We start from the raw sequence: 17,155 nt of genomic DNA, 5'->3' as shown, positions 1-17,155 counted from the left end.
GATGACCCAAACCGACAACCTCATCGAAGTCCGCGACCTCTCGGTCGACTTCCTCTGCGGCAACGAGACGGTCCACGCGGTCGAGCGCATCAGCTTCGACATCCGCAAGGGCGAAACCCTGGCCCTGGTCGGCGAGAGCGGCTCCGGCAAATCGGTATCGGCCCACTCGATCCTGCGCCTGCTGCCCTACCCCACGGCCAGCCATCCCAGCGGCTGTATCCTGTACGCCGGCAAGGACCTTCTCAAGTTGCCGGAAAGCAAGCTGCGCGGCATCCGCGGCAACCGCATAGCGATGGTGTTCCAGGAGCCGATGACGTCGCTGAACCCGCTGCACACCATCGAGAAGCAGATCGGCGAGGTCCTCGCGCTGCACAAGGGCATGAACGCTGGCCAGGCTCGGGCACGTACCCTGGAATTGCTGGACCTGGTCGGCATACCCAATCCGGCCAGCCGCCTGAAGTCCTACCCCCACGAGCTCTCGGGTGGCCAGCGACAGCGGGTGATGATCGCGATGGCTCTGGCCTGCGAGCCGGAACTGCTGATCGCCGACGAACCGACCACCGCACTGGACGTCACCGTGCAGTTGAAGATCCTCGATCTGCTACGCGACTTGCAGCAGCGTCTGGGCATGGCACTGCTACTGATCACCCACGATCTCAACCTGGTTCGACGCATCGCCCATCGCGTCTGCGTCATGCAGCATGGGCACATCGTCGAACAGGCGGAGTGCGAAACACTGTTCCAGTCGCCACAGCACCCGTACACCCGCGAGCTTCTGGGTGCCGAGCCACGTGGCGGCCCTGCCGACAACCCACCCGGCCCGGTGCTGCTTGACGTGAATGACCTGCGCGTCTGGTTCCCGATCAAGAAAGGCGTATTCCGCCGCACTGTGGACCACATCAAGGCTGTGGACGGCATCGATTTCACCCTGCCCCGCGGGCAGACCCTGGGCATCGTCGGTGAGAGCGGCTCGGGCAAGTCCACTCTAGGCCTCGCTATCCTGCGACTGATCAACAGCCAGGGCGGCATCCGCTTCGAAGGCCAGGCGCTGGAAGACATGAGCCAGGCGGAAGTTCGCCCGCTACGCCGCGAGATGCAGGTGGTCTTCCAGGACCCGTTCGGCAGCCTCAGCCCACGTATGTCAGTCGGCCAGATCGTCGGCGAAGGGCTGGAAATCCACGGCATAGGCAACGCCGAGGAACGAGAGCAGGCGATTATCGACGCACTCCGGGAAGTCGGGCTCGACCCCGAAACCCGCCATCGCTACCCTCACGAGTTCTCGGGCGGTCAACGCCAACGCATCGCTATTGCCAGGGCATTGGTACTCAAACCCGCCCTGATCTTGCTGGATGAACCCACCTCGGCGCTGGATCGCACGGTGCAGCGCCAGGTCGTGGAGCTACTTCGTCACCTGCAGAGCAAGTACAACCTGACCTACCTGTTCATCAGCCACGACCTTGCAGTAGTCAAGGCGCTGAGCCACCAATTGATGGTGATTCGCCAGGGCAAGGTTGTCGAACAGGGCACGGCGGAGCAGGTCTTCTCCGCCCCGCAGCATGCCTATACGCAGCAACTGCTGGAGGCCGCCTTCATGGCTCCCGCAGAAGCTCACTGAGCCACCAGGAAGAGGAAGCGAACATGGGATTTCTCGCAGGCAAGCGCGTATTGATCGTAGGTGTCGCCAGCAAGCTGTCCATCGCCTCGGGCATTGCCGCTGCGATGCACCGCGAGGGAGCGGAACTGGCCTTCACCTACCAGAACGACAAGCTCAAGGGCCGTGTCGAGGAATTCGCCGCCGGCTGGGGCTCCAGCGCCGAGCTGTGCTTCCCCTGCGACGTGGCCAACGACGCGGACATCGCCGCAGTGTTCGCCGCACTGGGCAATAAATGGGACGGGCTGGACTGCATCGTTCACTCTGTTGGTTTCGCCCCGGGGGACCAGCTCGACGGTGACTTCACCGAGGTCACCACCCGCGACGGATTCAGGATCGCCCACGATATCAGCGCCTACAGCTTCATTGCTCTGGCCAAGGCTGGTCGGGAACTGATGCGCGGCCGCAACGGCAGCCTGCTTACCCTCTCCTATCTCGGCGCCGAGCGCACCATACCCAACTACAACGTGATGGGCATGGCCAAGGCCAGCCTTGAGGCCGGCGTGCGCTACCTGGCCGGCAGCCTCGGCCCGGAGGGTACTCGCGTCAACGCAATTTCCGCCGGCCCCATCCGCACCCTGGCCGCCTCGGGCATCAAGAGCTTCCGCAAGATGCTCACCGCCAACGAGCGACAAACACCGCTGCGCCGTAACGTCACTATCGAAGAAGTCGGCAATGCCGGCGCATTCCTCTGCTCGGACCTTGCCAGCGGTATCAGCGGCGAAATCCTGTACGTGGATGGTGGCTTCAATACCACAGCAATGGGGCCGCTGGAGGAAGACTGATCCACTTCCTCCCGGCTCCAATGAAAAAAGGCCGCATTCGCGGCCCTTTTTTTCACTACCCGGAAAGAACAAGGGCCGCTGAAGCGGCCCTGATTCCATTACTTGGCGTTGTCGAATTTCTCGATCTTCGCCTGCTCCTGCAAATGGCGACGGAAGGCAGAGAAATCGTCCTGGCCGCTGCGCGAGGCAAGGAAGCGCTGGTACATTGCTTTCTCTTCCTCGGTCATCTTGGCTTCAGGCTCGCTCACACCGCTCAGGCGAACCAGCACATAGTCGCCGTTAGCCAGAGCGACGCCGGACAACGTCGGCTTTTCGGCAGAGGCCGGATGCGCCATGCGGAACACATCCTGCAGCACAACCGGATCGACTCCCTCCTGGCCACGGGAAGCTGCTTCCACAACCTTCCAGTTCTGGCCATCCTGAGCCTGGTTCAGCGGAGTCTTGCCGTCACGCAGGTCGGCAAGCAGCGCTTCGCCACGAGCCTTGGCATCGGCAGCCGCGTGCTCCTGCTGCAGACGGGTACGGATGGCCGCACTCACCTGCTCCAGGCTTTCCTGTTCAGGCTTGCGATGCTCCTTGACGCGGAGCACGACGACGGTATCCGGGTCCAGTTCGATCGCACCGCTGTTGGCGCCGTCTTCCAGCACCTCGGTGCTGAATGCAGACTGAACCACCTGACGGTTGGCAGTGATGCCATCGCCACCTTCACGGCCGAACGGCTTGCTGGTCTGTACCTTGAGGCCCATGTCCTGAGCTGGCTGGGCCAGATCGGACGCCTCGTAGGCGGCGCTTTCCAGTTGCTTGGTCGCATCGACGAAGCGCTGCTCGACCAGTTGGGTCTTCACTTCCTTCTCGAGCTTGGCCTTCAGGCTGTCGAAGCTCGGGATATCCGGTGCTTCTACGCCCAGCAGCTTGATGAGGTGCCAGCCGTAAGGAGTCTTCACCGGAGCGGAAACTTCGCCCTTCTTCAGCGCGTACAACGCTTCTTCGAAGGCCGGGTCATAGACACCGCGACCGGCATAACCCAGATCGCCACCGCTGGCAGCCGAACCAACGTCGTTGGACTGCTCCTTGGCCAGCTTGGCAAAGTCCTCACCCTTGTCCAGGCGCGCCTTGATCTCGTCGATCTTGGCCTTGGCCTGGGCATCGGTCTGCTTGTCATTCACTTCGATGAGGATGTGCGCGGCGTCACGTTGCTCAGCGAGGCCGGCGATCTCTTTCTGATACAGGGCATCGAGATCTTCCTTCTTGACCTCGACCTGATCGAAGAAGCCCGACTTCTTAAGCTCGATGTAATCGATGACCACCTGCTCCGGAGTCATGAACTCGGTGCTGTGTGCGTCGTAATACGCCTTGATCTGGCTGTCCTCGACCTTGCTCTTGGACGGATCGGCCTTGAGGGTCAGCGTTGCGAAATCACGGGTCTGTTTTTCCAGACGTGCAAACGCCTTCAGCTCTTCATCGGTCACGAAGCCGGTGCCGGCGATACCGGCGCGAAGTTGGCCGATCAGCATTTCCTCCTGGAACATCTGGCGGAACTGCATGCGGCTATAGCCCATCTGGCGAATCACCTGGTCGAAGCGATCGGCGTTGAACTTGCCATCCACCTGGAACTCAGGGGTCTGCAGAATCAGTTGGTCCAGCGACTGCTGGGAAAAGGCGAATTTGTCATTCTGCGCAGCCTGCAGGATCAGCTTGCGCTCAACGAGTGACTTCAGCGCGGAATCCTTGAGCAGCTTGTCGTCCAGCATGGACGAATCGAAGTCCTTGCCCAGACGCTGCATCAGCTGGCGACGTTGCATGTCCACAGCCTGCTGCAACTCGTTCAAGCTGATGTCATCACCGTTGACCTGGGCAGCGACGTTCTCATGATGGGTCGCGCGAATGATCGCATCGAAGCCAGTCAACGCCATGAGCACGACGATGACGCCAATGATGGTCTTGGCGATCCAGCCTTGAGAATTGTCCCTGATGTTTTGCAGCATGCGGCCCCCACAAGCGGCCACGGCCCGCCGTCAATGGCGGCGCGGCGTGGAAGAAAGGCGGATATAAGAAAGGCGCATCCAAGGATGCGCCTTCTCGTAACTGTGGAGCTTGCGGGCCTAGGCCCGTGACCCCTGGCGAACACGGCAGGCTGAACACCTGACTTGCCGCCGCTCCGTAACCGATTCAGCCGAAGCTGAATCGGTACAGGTCAAGTCCAGAAAGACGCTTAGTTGACAGCATCCTTGAGGGCTTTACCGGCCTTGAAGCCCGGGATCTTAGCAGCAGCGATCTTGATCGGCTTGCCGGTTTGCGGGTTGCGACCGGTGCGAGCAGCACGCTCTTTAACGGCGAAGGTGCCGAAGCCTACCAGTACGACGGAGTCACCAGCCTTCAGGGCGCCAGTTACAGACTCGATCACCGCGTCCAGAGCGCGACCGGCAACAGCTTTCGGGATATCAGCAGATGCGGCGATAGCATCGATCAGTTCCGACTTGTTCACTCTAAGTCCCCTTATTTCTGTTGAGTATGTTTCTATGTGTTAGGTGTAAGCAAAAGCAGGTGTTGGTTTGCCAACTGACAAAGCAAGTGCCGCTTTATAACAAGGGCTCAAAAACAGTGTCAAGAAAGCCCCCCAACTAATGCGTGCTGATTCGCTCCTTGGAATCAGACTCGCGTTTCTCATCCTTTGCAACCATCTCGGGAGCCGCATCGGGCAAGGGCTCCGGCGCGTATTGCAGCGCAATTTGCAGGACCTCGTCAATCCATTTAACCGGTTTAATAACGAGATCAGCCTTAATATTATCCGGAATTTCCCTAAGATCCCGTACATTTTCCTCGGGAATGATCACAGTCTTGATTCCACCGCGATGCGCGGCCAGAAGTTTTTCCTTCAGGCCACCGATAGCCAGTACCTGCCCCCTCAGGGTGATCTCGCCAGTCATTGCGACATCTGCGCGCACCGGAATCTGGGTGATGGCGGAAACCAGCGCCGTACACATACCGATGCCAGCACTTGGGCCATCCTTAGGTGTGGCGCCTTCCGGGACGTGAATATGGATGTCGTGCTTCTCATGGAAGTCCGGCGCAATACCCAGACTCTTCGCGCGGCTACGCACCACGGTCAGCGCGGCGGTAATGGACTCCGCCATCACATCGCCCAGCGAGCCTGTCTTGGTCAGGGCACCCTTGCCAGGGACGATAGCCGACTCGATCGTCAACAATTCGCCGCCTACCTGAGTCCAGGCGAGGCCGGTAACCTGGCCGATCTGGTCCTGCTGCTCGGCCAGGCCGTAGCGGAACTTGCGCACACCCAAGTAGTTCTCCAGGGTCTCAGGAGTCACCTTGGCGTCGATTCGCTTGGCCTTGCCACCCTCCTTCACTGCCTTGCGGCAGACCTTGGCAATCTGTCGCTCAAGGCTACGCACACCGGCTTCCCGGGTGTAGTAGCGGATGATGTCACGAGTAGCCGCTTCTTCGAAGGTCAGCTCGCCCTTCTTGAGACCATTGGCGGCAGTCTGTTTCGGTACAAGATATTTCGAGGCAATGTTGACCTTCTCATCCTCGGTGTAGCCCGGCAGGCGAATCACTTCCATACGGTCCAGCAGTGCGGCCGGAATGTTCATGGAGTTCGCCGTGCAGAGGAACATCACGTCGGACAGATCGTAATCGACTTCAAGATAGTGGTCGTTGAAGTTGTGATTCTGCTCCGGATCAAGGACCTCGAGCAGCGCCGACGCGGGGTCGCCACGCATGTCGCTGCCCATCTTGTCGATCTCGTCGAGCAGGAACAGCGGGTTGCGCACGCCGACCTTGGTCATTTTCTGAATCAGACGACCGGGCATGGAACCGATATAGGTACGGCGGTGACCACGAATCTCGGCTTCGTCGCGCACGCCACCCAGCGCCATGCGCACGAACTTGCGATTGGTGGCGCGAGCGATGGACTCCGCCAACGAAGTCTTGCCCACCCCGGGGGGACCGACCAGGCAGAGCACCGGTCCCTTGAGCTTCTTCACGCGCTTCTGCACTGCGAGGTATTCGAGGATACGCTCCTTGACCTCCTCGAGGCCGTAGTGGTCCGCGTCGAGGATGTCCTCGGCCTTTTCCAGGTCGTGGCGTACCTTACTCTCAGCCTTCCACGGCACGTTCACCAACCAGTCAATGTAGGAACGTACGACGGTCGCCTCGGCGGACATGGGCGACATCTGCTTGAGCTTGTTCAGCTCAGCATTGGCCTTGGCCAGAGCTTCCTTGGTGAGACCAGCGGCGTCGATACGCTTTTTCAGCTCCTCGACTTCGTTATGGCCTTCGTCGATATCACCCAGTTCCTTCTGGATGGCCTTCATCTGCTCGTTGAGGTAATACTCACGCTGGCTGCGCTCCATCTGCTTCTTGACGCGGCCACGGATGCGCTTCTCGACCTGCAGCAGGTCGATCTCTGCATCCAGCATCGCCAGGACGTGCTCGACGCGGGCAGACAGCTCGGTGATCTCGAGGATCTCCTGCTTCTGCTCGATCTTCAGCGCCATGTGCGCCGCCATCGTGTCGACCAGGCGGCCCGGTTCATCGATGCTGTTCAGCGAGGACAGCACTTCAGCAGGAACCTTCTTGCCCAACTGCACGTACTGCTCGAACTGGCTCAGCAGGCTGCGGGTAAAGACTTCGGACTCACGCTCACCGACCGATACCTCGTCGATGATCGAAACTTCGGCGCGGCAGTAGGCCTCCTCCTCGATGAAGCGCTCTACCTGACCACGTTGCTCGCCCTCCACCAGCACTTTGACAGTGCCATCAGGCAGCTTGAGCAGTTGCAGGACGGTAGCCACAGTCCCCATGCGGTACAGGCCGTCTTCACCCGGATCGTCGTCAGCCGGATTCTTCTGCGCCAGCAACAGGATCTGCTTGTCGCTGGTCATGGCGGCCTCGAGGGCCTCGATGGATTTCTCACGCCCCACGAACAGCGGGATGACCATGTGCGGATACACCACTACGTCACGCAGGGGGAGCAGGGGCAACTCGACGAGTGTTTTCATGATATTCGGCTCTACAGCGGCACTTGGCCAAAACGATGGGATTGGACCCTTCGGCCTAAGATGGGGTTAGGACTGGGAAAAAACAAGCGCGGTAGATGGGAAGAAAAAAGGGGCCCGAGGGCCCCTTTCACATTCAGGCGTCAGGCGCAGCCTTGGCCGGCTGCTCTGTGTTCTCATAGATCAGCAGGGGCTGGGACGCCCCATCGATGACACTTTCGTCGATCACCACCTTGCTTACGTCAGTCTGCGAAGGAATTTCGTACATGGTGTCGAGCAGGATGCCTTCGAGTATGGAGCGCAGGCCGCGGGCACCAGTCTTGCGCTCCAGAGCCTTGCGAGCTACTGCCTTGAGGGCATCGGGGCGGAATTCTAGATCCACGCCTTCCATTTCGAAGAGCTTGGCATACTGCTTGGTCAAGGCATTCTTCGGTTCGGTGAGAATCTGCATCAGCGCAGCTTCGTCCAGCTCATCCAAGGTCGCAATGATCGGCAGACGACCGACGAACTCCGGAATCAGGCCGAACTTCACCAGATCTTCCGGTTCCACTTCGCGCAGCGCCTCGCCAACTTTCTTGCCCGCTTCCTGACTGCGAACCTCGGCATTGAAGCCGATGCCACCTTTGGTGGATCGGTTCTGGATGACCTTTTCCAGGCCGGCGAACGCACCACCACAGATGAACAGGATGTTACGGGTATCGACCTGCAGGAACTCCTGCTGCGGGTGCTTGCGACCACCCTGCGGCGGCACGGAAGCCACAGTACCCTCGATCAGCTTCAGCAGAGCCTGCTGAACGCCCTCACCGGACACGTCGCGGGTAATCGAAGGGTTATCCGACTTACGCGAGATCTTGTCGATTTCATCGATATAGACGATGCCCATCTGGGCCTTTTCGACGTCGTAATCACACTTCTGCAACAGCTTTTGAATGATGTTCTCGACGTCTTCGCCGACGTAGCCTGCCTCGGTAAGGGTGGTGGCATCGGCGATGGTGAAGGGAACATTGAGCAGGCGAGCCAGAGTCTCGGCGAGCAAGGTCTTGCCCGAGCCAGTCGGCCCGATCAGCAGGATATTGCTCTTGCCCAGCTCGACATCATCCTTGCGCTCGCGCTGATTCAGGCGTTTGTAGTGGTTGTATACCGCTACTGCCAGGGTTTTCTTGGCACGTTCCTGGCCGATCACGTACTGATCGAGGATCGTGCGGATCTCTTTCGGCGCCGGTAGCTTGTGCGCACTGCTCTCCGCCTGTGCTTCCTGCACCTCCTCACGGATGATGTCATTGCACAGGTCGACGCACTCGTCGCAGATAAAGACCGAGGGGCCGGCAATCAACTTGCGCACTTCGTGCTGGCTCTTGCCGCAGAAGGAGCAATACAGCAGCTTGCCGTTGTCCTCGCCGTTGCGGGTGTCAGTCATTCGATCGTTCCAATCGGGGATATACGTGAGGGACAAGATGAAGGCATTCGCGGGCATTTTCAAGCCCGCGAAGCGGCCGGATCACCGGCCGCAGTGTTGCGGAGAGACTCAGCTCGCGGAAGGGCGCTGAGTAAAGACCTGATCGATCAGACCATACTTGACCGCCTCATCGCCGCTCATGAAGCGATCGCGGTCGGTATCACGTGCAATAACGTCCAAGGGCTGGCCGGTGTGGTGTGCCAGCACCTGGTTCAAGCGTTCCTTGATGAAGAGGATTTCCTTGGCGTGGATCTCGATATCCGAAGCCTGGCCCTGGAAGCCGCCCAGCGGCTGGTGAATCATCATGCGCGAGTGCGGCAGGCAGTAGCGCTTGCCAGCGGCGCCGCCAGCCAGCAGCAACGCCCCCATACTGCACGCTTGACCAACGCAGATGGTGGACACGTCGGGCTTGATGAACTGCATGGTGTCATAGATCGACATGCCAGCAGTCACGGAGCCGCCCGGGGAGTTGATGTAGAGATGGATGTCCTTGTCCGGGTTTTCAGCCTCGAGGAACAGCAGCTGGGCAACCACCAGGTTGGCCATGTAATCCTCGACCTGGCCTACCAGGAAGATGATCCGCTCCTTCAGCAGGCGCGAATAGATGTCGTAGGAACGCTCACCGCGGGCGGACTGTTCCACCACCATCGGCACCAGACCACCGGCGGCCTGGATGTTCGGAACTTGCGGCATATATGAATTGTGCATGTCCGACGATCACTCCCTAATAAAAAGTCATGTCTCTATAGACGCACAAGCCAGCCCGAGGGCTGGCTTGTGACAATCGAACGAAGCGATTAATCAGGCCGCTTGCGGAGCTTCTGCAGGCTTGACCGCATCTTCGTAGGAAACCTGCTTGTCAGTCACATTGGCCTTCTGCAGGACAGTATCTACAACTTGTTCTTCCAGTACAACCGAGCGGACTTCGTTCAATTGCTGGTCATTTTTATAATACCAGGCAACGACTTGCTCGGGTTCCTGGTAGGCCGAAGCCATTTCTTCGATCATTTCGCGAACGCGCGCTTCGTCAGCCTTCAGCTCGTGCTGCTTGACCAGCTCGGCAACGATCAGACCCAGCACAACGCGGCGCTTGGCCTGCTCTTCAAACAGCTCTGCCGGCAGTTGGTCCGGCTTGATGTTGCCGCCGAACTGCTGGACAGCCTGTACACGCAGGCGGTTCACTTCGTTGCTGACCAGGGCCTTCGGGACTTCGATCGGATTGGACTCGACCAGACCTTCCATCACCTGATTCTTGACCTTGGACTTGATAGCCTGGCGCAGCTCGCGCTCCATGTTCTTGCGAACCTCGGTACGGAAACCTTCCAGGGTGCTTTCCTTCACGCCGAACAGAGCGAAGAATTCTTCGTTCAGTTCCGGCAGCTTGGGCTCGGCGACACTGTTGACGGTTACGGTGAACTCGGCAGCCTTGCCGGCCAGGTCCAGGTTCTGATAATCCTCGGGGAAGGTCACGTTCAGGACGCGCTCTTCACCGGCCTTGGCGCCGACCAGGCCTTCTTCGAAGCCCGGAATCATACGACCGGAGCCCAGCACCAGCAGTGTGCCCTTGGCGGACCCGCCAGCGAAGGCTTCGCCATCGATTTTGCCAACGAAGTCGATATTCACCTGATCGTCGTTCTGAGCGGCGCGGTCAACAGCCTCGAAACGAGTGTTCTGCTTGCGCAGAATTTCCAGCATGTTGTCGAGGTCGGCATCGGCGACTTCAGCCTGCAGGCGCTCGATCTTGATGCCGTCGAAGCCGGCAACCTGGAACTCGGGGAAGACTTCGAAAGTAGCGACGTACTCGAGGCCCTTCTCCTTTTCGAAGACCTTCGGCTCGACGGAAGGCGCGCCAGCCGGGTTCAGCTTCTGCTCGACCACAGCTTCGTAGAAGGTTTCCTGGATCAGGTCACCAAGGGCTTCCTGACGAGCGGCGGCTTCGTAACGCTGACGGATCACGCTCATCGGCACCTTGCCGGGACGGAAGCCAGGAACCTTGGCACGACGAGCGGTCTGCTGCAGACGCTTGTTGACTTCGGTCTCGATACGCTCGGCCGGCACGCCAACGGTCATGCGGCGCTCAAGAGCGGAGGTGCTTTCAACGGAAACTTGCATGGATATTCCTCGTGGCACAGACGTAAGCCGGTCCTTCCGGCTCCCAGAATCAAGGGCAAGCATTTTAGTAGCTAGAAATGCAGAAGTCACCCAGGCTGAAAGCTGCGAAAATTCACGGATGCGAGAACTAATGGAGAGAAGATGGTGCGGACGGAGAGACTCGAACTCTCACAGCTTGCGCCACTGGAACCTAAATCCAGCGTGTCTACCAATTTCACCACGTCCGCAGGGTACCGCAGAAACGAAAACGCCAGGCTCTGGGCCTGGCGCTTCGGAATATGGGGTGGACGATGGGAATCGAACCCACGACACCAGGAGCCACAATCCTGTGCTCTACCAACTGAGCTACGCCCACCATATTACATGCTTGCACCGAACGCCACTTGGCGCACCCGGCAGGACTCGAACCTGCGACCATCCGCTTAGAAGGCGGATGCTCTATCCAGCTGAGCTACGGGCGCTTTAGTGGCTGCAACCCTTGCTAAGCAGATCAGTGGAACCCACTGAACCGGTTCGCACCGCCTTCTGCTTTTGCTTCAGGCTGTGCTCGGCAAGCGGGGCGCATGTTATCGATGAGCCTCTACCCCGTCAACACCTTTTTCAAAAAAAATTCAAAGAGATAAAGGAGTTACGGCAAATCAGGGGGGCCTGCCTTTGCCTTATGAAGGCAGCATGCGAAAATGCGCGTCCTTTTTTCACCCGCCCCGATGGTTCCCCCCTGACATGACTGCAAAACTGATCGACGGCAAAGCGATCGCCGCCAGCCTCCGCCAGCAGATTGCCCAACGCGTCAACGAACGACGTCAGCAAGGACTGCGCATTCCCGGCCTGGCTGTGATCCTGGTCGGCAGCGATCCCGCCTCTCAGGTCTATGTCGCGCACAAGCGCAAGGACTGTGAAGAGGTCGGCTTCCTCTCCCAGGCGTACGACCTCCCCGCCAGCACCACCCAGGACGAGCTGCTGGCACTGATCGACCGCCTGAACGCCGATCCAGCCATCGACGGCATCCTTGTCCAGCTCCCCCTGCCCGCCCACCTCGATGCCTCGCAGTTACTTGAGCGCATCAGCCCGGACAAGGACGTTGACGGCTTCCACCCCTTCAACATCGGCCGCCTGGCCCAGCGCATCCCGCTGCTGCGCCCCTGCACCCCGAAGGGCATCATGACCCTTCTGCAAAGCACCGGCGTCGACCTGTACGGCATGGACGCAGTCGTCGTTGGCGCGTCCAACATCGTCGGCCGCCCGATGGCACTGGAGCTGCTGCTGGGCGGCTGCACCGTGACCGTGACCCACCGATTCACCCGCGACCTGGCCGATCATGTGCGGCGCGCCGACCTGGTGGTCGTGGCCGCCGGCAAGCCGGGCCTGGTCAAGGGCGAGTGGATCAAGGAAGGCGCCATCGTCATCGACGTGGGCATCAACCGCCAGGCCGACGGCAAGCTGGTGGGCGACGTGGAATACGACGTGGCCGCCGAACGCGCCAGCTGGATCACCCCGGTGCCGGGCGGCGTCGGCCCGATGACCCGCGCCTGCCTGCTGGAAAATACCCTGTACGCCGCCGAACACCTGCACCCCTGAGGTTTTGACGCGCAGGAAAAAGGCCGCTGATCAGCGGCCTTTTTCATTTCCCGGGGACGATTACTCGGCAAGACGCCAGGTAGTACCGCCCTTGCCATCTTCCAGCACTACACCCAGAGCGGTCAGCTCGTCGCGAATGCGGTCGGACTCTGCCCAGTTCTTCGCCGCGCGAGCATCCAGACGCGCCTGGATCAGAGCCTCGACCTGCGCTGCATCGACCTTGCCAGCCGCACCCGCCTGGAGGAACTCGTCGGCATCCAGTTGCAGCACACCCAGCAGAGCACCCAGCTCACGCACTCGCGCCGCCAGCGCGGCAGCCGCCGCCGGATCGCTTTCGCGCAGACGGTTGACCTCGCGGACCATCTCGAATAGTACGGCAACCGCTTCCGGCGTACCGAAGTCGTCGTCCATCGCCGCGCCGAAGCGCTCGACGAACGCTTCTCCGCCTTCGGCAGCCACCTGCGGCAGGCCGCGCAATGCAGTGTAGAAACGCTCCAGCGCGCCCTTGGCCTCCTTCAGGTTGTCTTCCGAATAGTTGATCGGGCTGCGGTAGTGACTGGAAACCAGCAGGAAGCGAACCACCTCCGGGTGGTACTTTTCCAGCACTTCACGAATGGTGAAGAAGTTGCCCAACGACTTGGACATCTTCTCGCCATCCACACGCACTGCGCCAGCGTGCATCCAGTTGGCCGCGTAGAGCTTGCCCGTGGCCGCCTCGCTCTGGGCGATCTCGTTCTCATGGTGCGGGAACACCAGATCAGGGCCGCCGCCGTGGATATCAAAAGTCTCGCCCAGGCAGCAGGTGGACATCACCGAGCACTCGATGTGCCAGCCTGGGCGTCCCGCACCCCAGGGCGACTCCCAGCTCGGCTCGCCCGGCTTGGCACCTTTCCAGAGCACGAAGTCCAGCGGGTCTTCCTTGGATTCGTCGACCTCGATTCGTGCCCCGATACGCAGGTCCTCGATCTTCTTACGCGACAATTTGCCGTAGCCAGCGAACTTGCCGACCCGGTAGTAAACGTCGCCATTGCCCGGCGCATAGGCATAACCCTTGTCGATCAGTGTCTGGATCATCTCATGCATACCGGCGATGTGGCCGGTGGCGCGCGGCTCGATATCCGGACGCAGAACCGACAGCCGCGCCTCATCCTCGTGCATCGCGGCGATCATGCGGGCGGTCAGGTCTTCGAACGATTCGCCGTTCTCCTGTGCGCGACGAATGATCTTGTCGTCGATGTCGGTAATGTTGCGTACGTAGGTCAGGTCATAACCACGATGGCGCAACCAGCGGGCGATGACGTCGAACGCCACCATCACGCGGGCATGCCCGATGTGGCAGAAGTCGTAGACAGTCATGCCGCACACATACATGCGCACCTGGTTGCCCACCAATGGCTTGAAGGCGTTCTTGGTCTTGGACAGCGTGCTGTAGATCTGCAAGTCAGCCATCCCTTACTGCCCCCAGGAATCGCGCAGGGTCACGGTACGATTGAACACCAGCGCGCCAGCCTTGGAGTCCTTGGAGTCGATGCAGAAGTAGCCTTCACGCTCGAACTGGAAGCGGTCGTCGGCACTGGCACTGGCCAGGGACGGCTCGGCGCGGCAACCCTTGAGCACCACCAGGGATTCCGGGTTGATGTTATCGAGGAAACTACCGCCCTCTTCCGCTTTTTCCGGATTGGCGGAACGGAACAGACGATCGTACAGACGCACCTCGCACTCTACGCTCTCGGCGGCCGGCACCCAGTGGATCACGCCCTTGACCTTACGGCCTTCGGGGTTCTTGCCCAGGGTGTTCTCGTCATAGCTGCAGCGCAGTTCGACGATGTTGCCGGCGGCGTCCTTGATCGCCTCGTCGGCGCGGATCACGTAGCTGCCGCGCAGGCGGACTTCGCCCCCCGGGATCAGGCGCTTGTAGCCGACCGGCGGGACTTCTTCGAAGTCGCTGGCGTCGATGTAGATCTCGCGGCTGAACGGCAGCACCCGCACGCCCATGTCCTGCTTGGGATGGCGCGGCAGTTCGAGGTTCTCGACCTGGCCTTCCGGGTAGTTGGTGATCACCACTTTCAGCGGTTTGAGCACGCACATGGCGCGGCCAGCGTTAGCATCCAGATCGTCACGGATGGCGAATTCCAGCATGCCAATGTCGACCACCCCGCCAGCGCGGTTCACGCCGATCATGTCGCAGAAGGCACGGATCGACGCCGGGGTGTAGCCACGGCGACGGTAGCCGGACAGGGTCGACATGCGCGGGTCGTCCCAGCCGCTCACGTGCTTTTCATCGACCAGTTGCTTGAGCTTGCGCTTGCTGGTGATGGTGTAGTTCAGGTTCAAGCGTGCAAATTCGTACTGGCGCGGCTGCGCCGGAACCGGCAGGTTGGCCAGGAACCACTCGTACAGCGGGCGATGATCCTCGAACTCCAGAGTGCAGATGGAGTGAGTGATGCCCTCGATGGCATCCGACTGACCGTGGGTGAAGTCGTAGCTGGGATAGATACACCACTTGTCGCCGGTCTGGTGGTGATGGGCGTGGCGAATGCGGTAGAGGATCGGATCGCGCAGGTTGATGTTCGGCGAGGCCATATCAATCTTCGCGCGCAGCGAGCGGGCGCCATCTGGGAACTCACCGGCCTTCATGCGAGCGAACAGGTCCAGGTTCTCTTCCACCGAGCGGTCGCGGAACGGGCTGTTCTTGCCCGGTTCGGTCAGGGAGCCGCGATAGGCACGCATTTCCTCGGCGTTCAGGTCGCAGACAAAGGCCTTGCCTGCCTTGATCAGATCCACGGCCCAGGCATGCAACTGGTCGAAATAGTTGGACGCATAGCGCACCGGGCCGACCCAGTCGAAGCCCAGCCATTTCACGTCGGCCTCGATGGCGTCGATGTATTCCTGGTCTTCCTTCGCCGGGTTGGTGTCGTCGAAGCGCAGATGGCAGTCACCGCCGAACTCCTTGGCCAGACCGAAGTTCAGACAGATGGACTTGGCGTGGCCGATGTGCAGGTAGCCGTTGGGCTCCGGCGGGAAGCGGGTAACGATTTTCTGGTGCTTGCCACTTTCCAGGTCGGCCGCAACGATCGGGCGCAGGAAGTTGGCGGCAACAGTGGCTTCTTTCGTATCGGCGGTAGGCTTGCTCATGGTGTCCTTGATCATGCTGGTGTTCGGCCAGGGTAGGCCAGCCAAACCAAAGCGCTTATCATAGCCGAAGCTGTCAACCCCCTGACAGGCCTTCGATTTTTCCAAAGAGCGGAATTCCCTGATGACTACCACCGTCAAACTTCAGACCAACTTCGGCGACATCACCCTTGAACTCTTCGACGACAAGGCGCCGGAAACCGTGGCCAACTTCAAGGAATATGTGAAGGCCGGCCACTACGACAACACCGTCTTCCACCGTGTCATCAACAACTTCATGATCCAGGGCGGCGGTTTCGAGCCGGGCATGAAGCAGAAGAGCACCAGAAAGCCGATCAAGAACGAAGCCAACAACGGCGTCGGCAACAAGGTCGGTACCGTCGCGATGGCCCGCACGATGGAACCGCACTCCGCCAGCGCGCAGTTCTTCATCAACGTCGCCGACAATGACTTCCTCAACCACAGCGAGCCGACCGTGCAGGGCTGGGGCTATTGCGTGTTCGGCCAGGTGAGCGATGGCATGGACGTGGTCAACAAGATCAAGGGCGTAGCCACCACCATGCGCTCGGGCCACCAGGACGTGCCGGCCGACGATGTGATCATCGAGAAAGCCGAAATCGTCGGCGAGTGAGTTGATGAGCGTCCTGTTCATCTCGGACCTGCATCTCGAAGTGGAACGCCCGGACATCACCCGGGCGTTCTTGCATTTCCTTGCTACCCGCGCCCGTTCGGCCGAAGCGCTATATATTCTCGGCGACTTCTTTGAAGCCTGGATCGGCGACGACGGCATGGACGAGTTCCAGCACTCCATCGCCCGCTCCTTGCGCGAGCTGGCCGACAGCGGCACACGCATATACCTGATGCACGGCAACCGCGACTTTCTGATCGGCAAGGCGTTCTGCCGCGAGGCCCGCTGCACACTACTGCGCGACCCCAGCCTGATCGACCTCGGCGGCGAGAAGATCCTGCTGATGCACGGCGACAGCTTGTGCACCCTCGATGCAGCCTACATGAAACTGCGACGCTGGCTGCGCAACCCGCTGTCGCTGTTCATCCTGCGCAACCTGCCGCTGGCCACCCGTCGCAAGCTGGCGCGCAAGCTGCGCAAGGAAAGCCGCACCCAGACACGAATGAAGGCCAGCGAGATCGTTGATGTCACGCCAGCCGAAGTCGAACGCATCATGCGCGACAAAGGCGTACGCATTCTGATCCACGGCCATACCCACCGCCCGGCGGTTCATGAGCTGGACATCGACGGCCGCTCGGCCCGTCGCATTGTGCTTGGCGACTGGGACCAGCAAGGCTGGGCGCTGGAAGCCGACGACAGAGGCATGCGGCAGGCACCCTTCCCTCTCTGAATCCCGGCCACCGCACCGGTGGCCTTCTGGTGCTAACCCACCCGCACTACCAGACGCGTCCTATTGAC

General features: G+C 60.3%; 13 protein-coding genes and 3 tRNA genes. 5 read left to right on the top strand and 11 right to left on the bottom strand.

Annotated features, from left to right (window positions below):
• Position 1: 1 nt before the first annotated feature.
• Both OU419_RS12065 and fabI read left to right on the top strand, forming a co-directional pair.
• Positions 2-1,615, top strand: a complete 1,614-nt coding sequence (locus OU419_RS12065; protein WP_254473057.1) for an ABC transporter ATP-binding protein — start codon at positions 2-4, stop codon at positions 1,613-1,615.
• A 23-nt stretch (positions 1,616-1,638) separates the two neighbouring features.
• Positions 1,639-2,436 (top strand): enoyl-ACP reductase FabI, encoded by a 798-nt coding sequence (fabI, locus tag OU419_RS12060; protein ID WP_254473059.1) that lies wholly within the window; start codon positions 1,639-1,641, stop codon positions 2,434-2,436.
• A 98-nt stretch (positions 2,437-2,534) separates the two neighbouring features.
• Here fabI and OU419_RS12055 read toward each other — a convergent pair whose 3' ends face one another.
• From OU419_RS12055 to OU419_RS12015, 9 genes are all read right to left on the bottom strand, one after another.
• Positions 2,535-4,421: a SurA N-terminal domain-containing protein gene (locus OU419_RS12055; protein ID WP_254473061.1), complete on the bottom strand. Its 1,887-nt coding sequence runs from the start codon at positions 4,419-4,421 to the stop codon at positions 2,535-2,537.
• Positions 4,422-4,648: 227 nt separating this feature from the next.
• Positions 4,649-4,921, bottom strand: a complete 273-nt coding sequence (gene hupB / locus OU419_RS12050) for a nucleoid-associated protein HU-beta (RefSeq protein ID WP_003087931.1) — start codon at positions 4,919-4,921, stop codon at positions 4,649-4,651.
• A gap of 136 nt (positions 4,922-5,057) precedes the next feature.
• Positions 5,058-7,454 carry an endopeptidase La gene (gene lon / locus OU419_RS12045; protein ID WP_254473063.1) on the bottom strand — a complete coding sequence of 799 codons (2,397 nt, stop codon included), beginning with the start codon at positions 7,452-7,454 and terminating at the stop codon, positions 5,058-5,060.
• A gap of 133 nt (positions 7,455-7,587) precedes the next feature.
• Positions 7,588-8,868, bottom strand: coding sequence for an ATP-dependent Clp protease ATP-binding subunit ClpX (clpX, locus tag OU419_RS12040; RefSeq protein ID WP_254473065.1), 1,281 nt, complete (start codon positions 8,866-8,868; stop codon positions 7,588-7,590).
• Between the two features lie 108 nt (positions 8,869-8,976).
• On the bottom strand, positions 8,977-9,615 hold the full coding sequence (clpP, locus tag OU419_RS12035; RefSeq protein WP_254473067.1) for an ATP-dependent Clp endopeptidase proteolytic subunit ClpP: 639 nt from the start codon (positions 9,613-9,615) through the stop codon (positions 8,977-8,979).
• Positions 9,616-9,708: 93 nt separating this feature from the next.
• Complete coding sequence (tig, locus tag OU419_RS12030; RefSeq protein WP_254473075.1) at positions 9,709-11,019, bottom strand: trigger factor; 1,311 nt, start codon at positions 11,017-11,019, stop codon at positions 9,709-9,711.
• Between the two features lie 142 nt (positions 11,020-11,161).
• Positions 11,162-11,246: transfer RNA gene (locus OU419_RS12025), tRNA-Leu, on the bottom strand.
• Between the two features lie 52 nt (positions 11,247-11,298).
• A tRNA-His gene (locus OU419_RS12020) sits at positions 11,299-11,374 on the bottom strand.
• 29 nt (positions 11,375-11,403) lie between these two features.
• Positions 11,404-11,480, bottom strand: a tRNA-Arg gene (locus OU419_RS12015).
• A 262-nt stretch (positions 11,481-11,742) separates the two neighbouring features.
• Here OU419_RS12015 and folD point away from each other — a divergent pair.
• On the top strand, positions 11,743-12,597 hold the full coding sequence (gene folD / locus OU419_RS12010) for a bifunctional methylenetetrahydrofolate dehydrogenase/methenyltetrahydrofolate cyclohydrolase FolD (RefSeq protein ID WP_254473077.1): 855 nt from the start codon (positions 11,743-11,745) through the stop codon (positions 12,595-12,597).
• A 60-nt stretch (positions 12,598-12,657) separates the two neighbouring features.
• Here folD and cysS read toward each other — a convergent pair whose 3' ends face one another.
• Together cysS and OU419_RS12000 are read right to left on the bottom strand one after the other, a co-directional pair.
• Positions 12,658-14,046 carry a cysteine--tRNA ligase gene (gene cysS, locus OU419_RS12005; RefSeq protein ID WP_254473079.1) on the bottom strand — a complete coding sequence of 463 codons (1,389 nt, stop codon included), beginning with the start codon at positions 14,044-14,046 and terminating at the stop codon, positions 12,658-12,660.
• 3 nt (positions 14,047-14,049) lie between these two features.
• The gene (locus OU419_RS12000; protein WP_254473498.1) at positions 14,050-15,732 is read right to left on the bottom strand and encodes a glutamine--tRNA ligase/YqeY domain fusion protein; all 1,683 of its coding nucleotides are present in this window, start codon (positions 15,730-15,732) and stop codon (positions 14,050-14,052) included.
• Positions 15,733-15,853: 121 nt separating this feature from the next.
• Here OU419_RS12000 and OU419_RS11995 point away from each other — a divergent pair, with 121 nt between their 5' ends.
• Positions 15,854-16,360: a peptidylprolyl isomerase gene (locus OU419_RS11995; RefSeq protein ID WP_254473081.1), complete on the top strand. Its 507-nt coding sequence runs from the start codon at positions 15,854-15,856 to the stop codon at positions 16,358-16,360.
• A gap of 4 nt (positions 16,361-16,364) precedes the next feature.
• A complete protein-coding gene (lpxH, locus tag OU419_RS11990) occupies positions 16,365-17,087 on the top strand; it encodes a UDP-2,3-diacylglucosamine diphosphatase (RefSeq protein WP_254473083.1) in 723 nt (240 codons plus the stop codon).
• Positions 17,088-17,155: the final 68 nt, after the last annotated feature.

Source organism: Pseudomonas triclosanedens (genome assembly GCF_026686735.1).
Classification (GTDB): Bacteria; Pseudomonadota; Gammaproteobacteria; order Pseudomonadales; family Pseudomonadaceae; genus Pseudomonas; species Pseudomonas triclosanedens.
The sequence above is the reverse complement of the archived record's forward strand: the minus strand, read 5'-3'. Positions and strand labels throughout refer to the sequence as shown.

Coding starts and splice junctions, on each gene's coding strand:
- OU419_RS12065 (WP_254473057.1), top strand. CDS start 2: ATGACCCAAACCGACAACCTCATCGAAGTCCGCGACCTCTCGGTCGAC.
- fabI (WP_254473059.1), top strand. CDS start 1,639: ATGGGATTTCTCGCAGGCAAGCGCGTATTGATCGTAGGTGTCGCCAGC.
- OU419_RS12055 (WP_254473061.1), bottom strand. CDS start 4,421: ATGCTGCAAAACATCAGGGACAATTCTCAAGGCTGGATCGCCAAGACC.
- lon (WP_254473063.1), bottom strand. CDS start 7,454: ATGAAAACACTCGTCGAGTTGCCCCTGCTCCCCCTGCGTGACGTAGTG.
- clpX (WP_254473065.1), bottom strand. CDS start 8,868: ATGACTGACACCCGCAACGGCGAGGACAACGGCAAGCTGCTGTATTGC.
- clpP (WP_254473067.1), bottom strand. CDS start 9,615: ATGCACAATTCATATATGCCGCAAGTTCCGAACATCCAGGCCGCCGGT.
- tig (WP_254473075.1), bottom strand. CDS start 11,019: ATGCAAGTTTCCGTTGAAAGCACCTCCGCTCTTGAGCGCCGCATGACC.
- folD (WP_254473077.1), top strand. CDS start 11,743: ATGACTGCAAAACTGATCGACGGCAAAGCGATCGCCGCCAGCCTCCGC.
- cysS (WP_254473079.1), bottom strand. CDS start 14,046: ATGGCTGACTTGCAGATCTACAGCACGCTGTCCAAGACCAAGAACGCC.
- OU419_RS12000 (WP_254473498.1), bottom strand. CDS start 15,732: ATGAGCAAGCCTACCGCCGATACGAAAGAAGCCACTGTTGCCGCCAAC.
- OU419_RS11995 (WP_254473081.1), top strand. CDS start 15,854: ATGACTACCACCGTCAAACTTCAGACCAACTTCGGCGACATCACCCTT.
- lpxH (WP_254473083.1), top strand. CDS start 16,365: ATGAGCGTCCTGTTCATCTCGGACCTGCATCTCGAAGTGGAACGCCCG.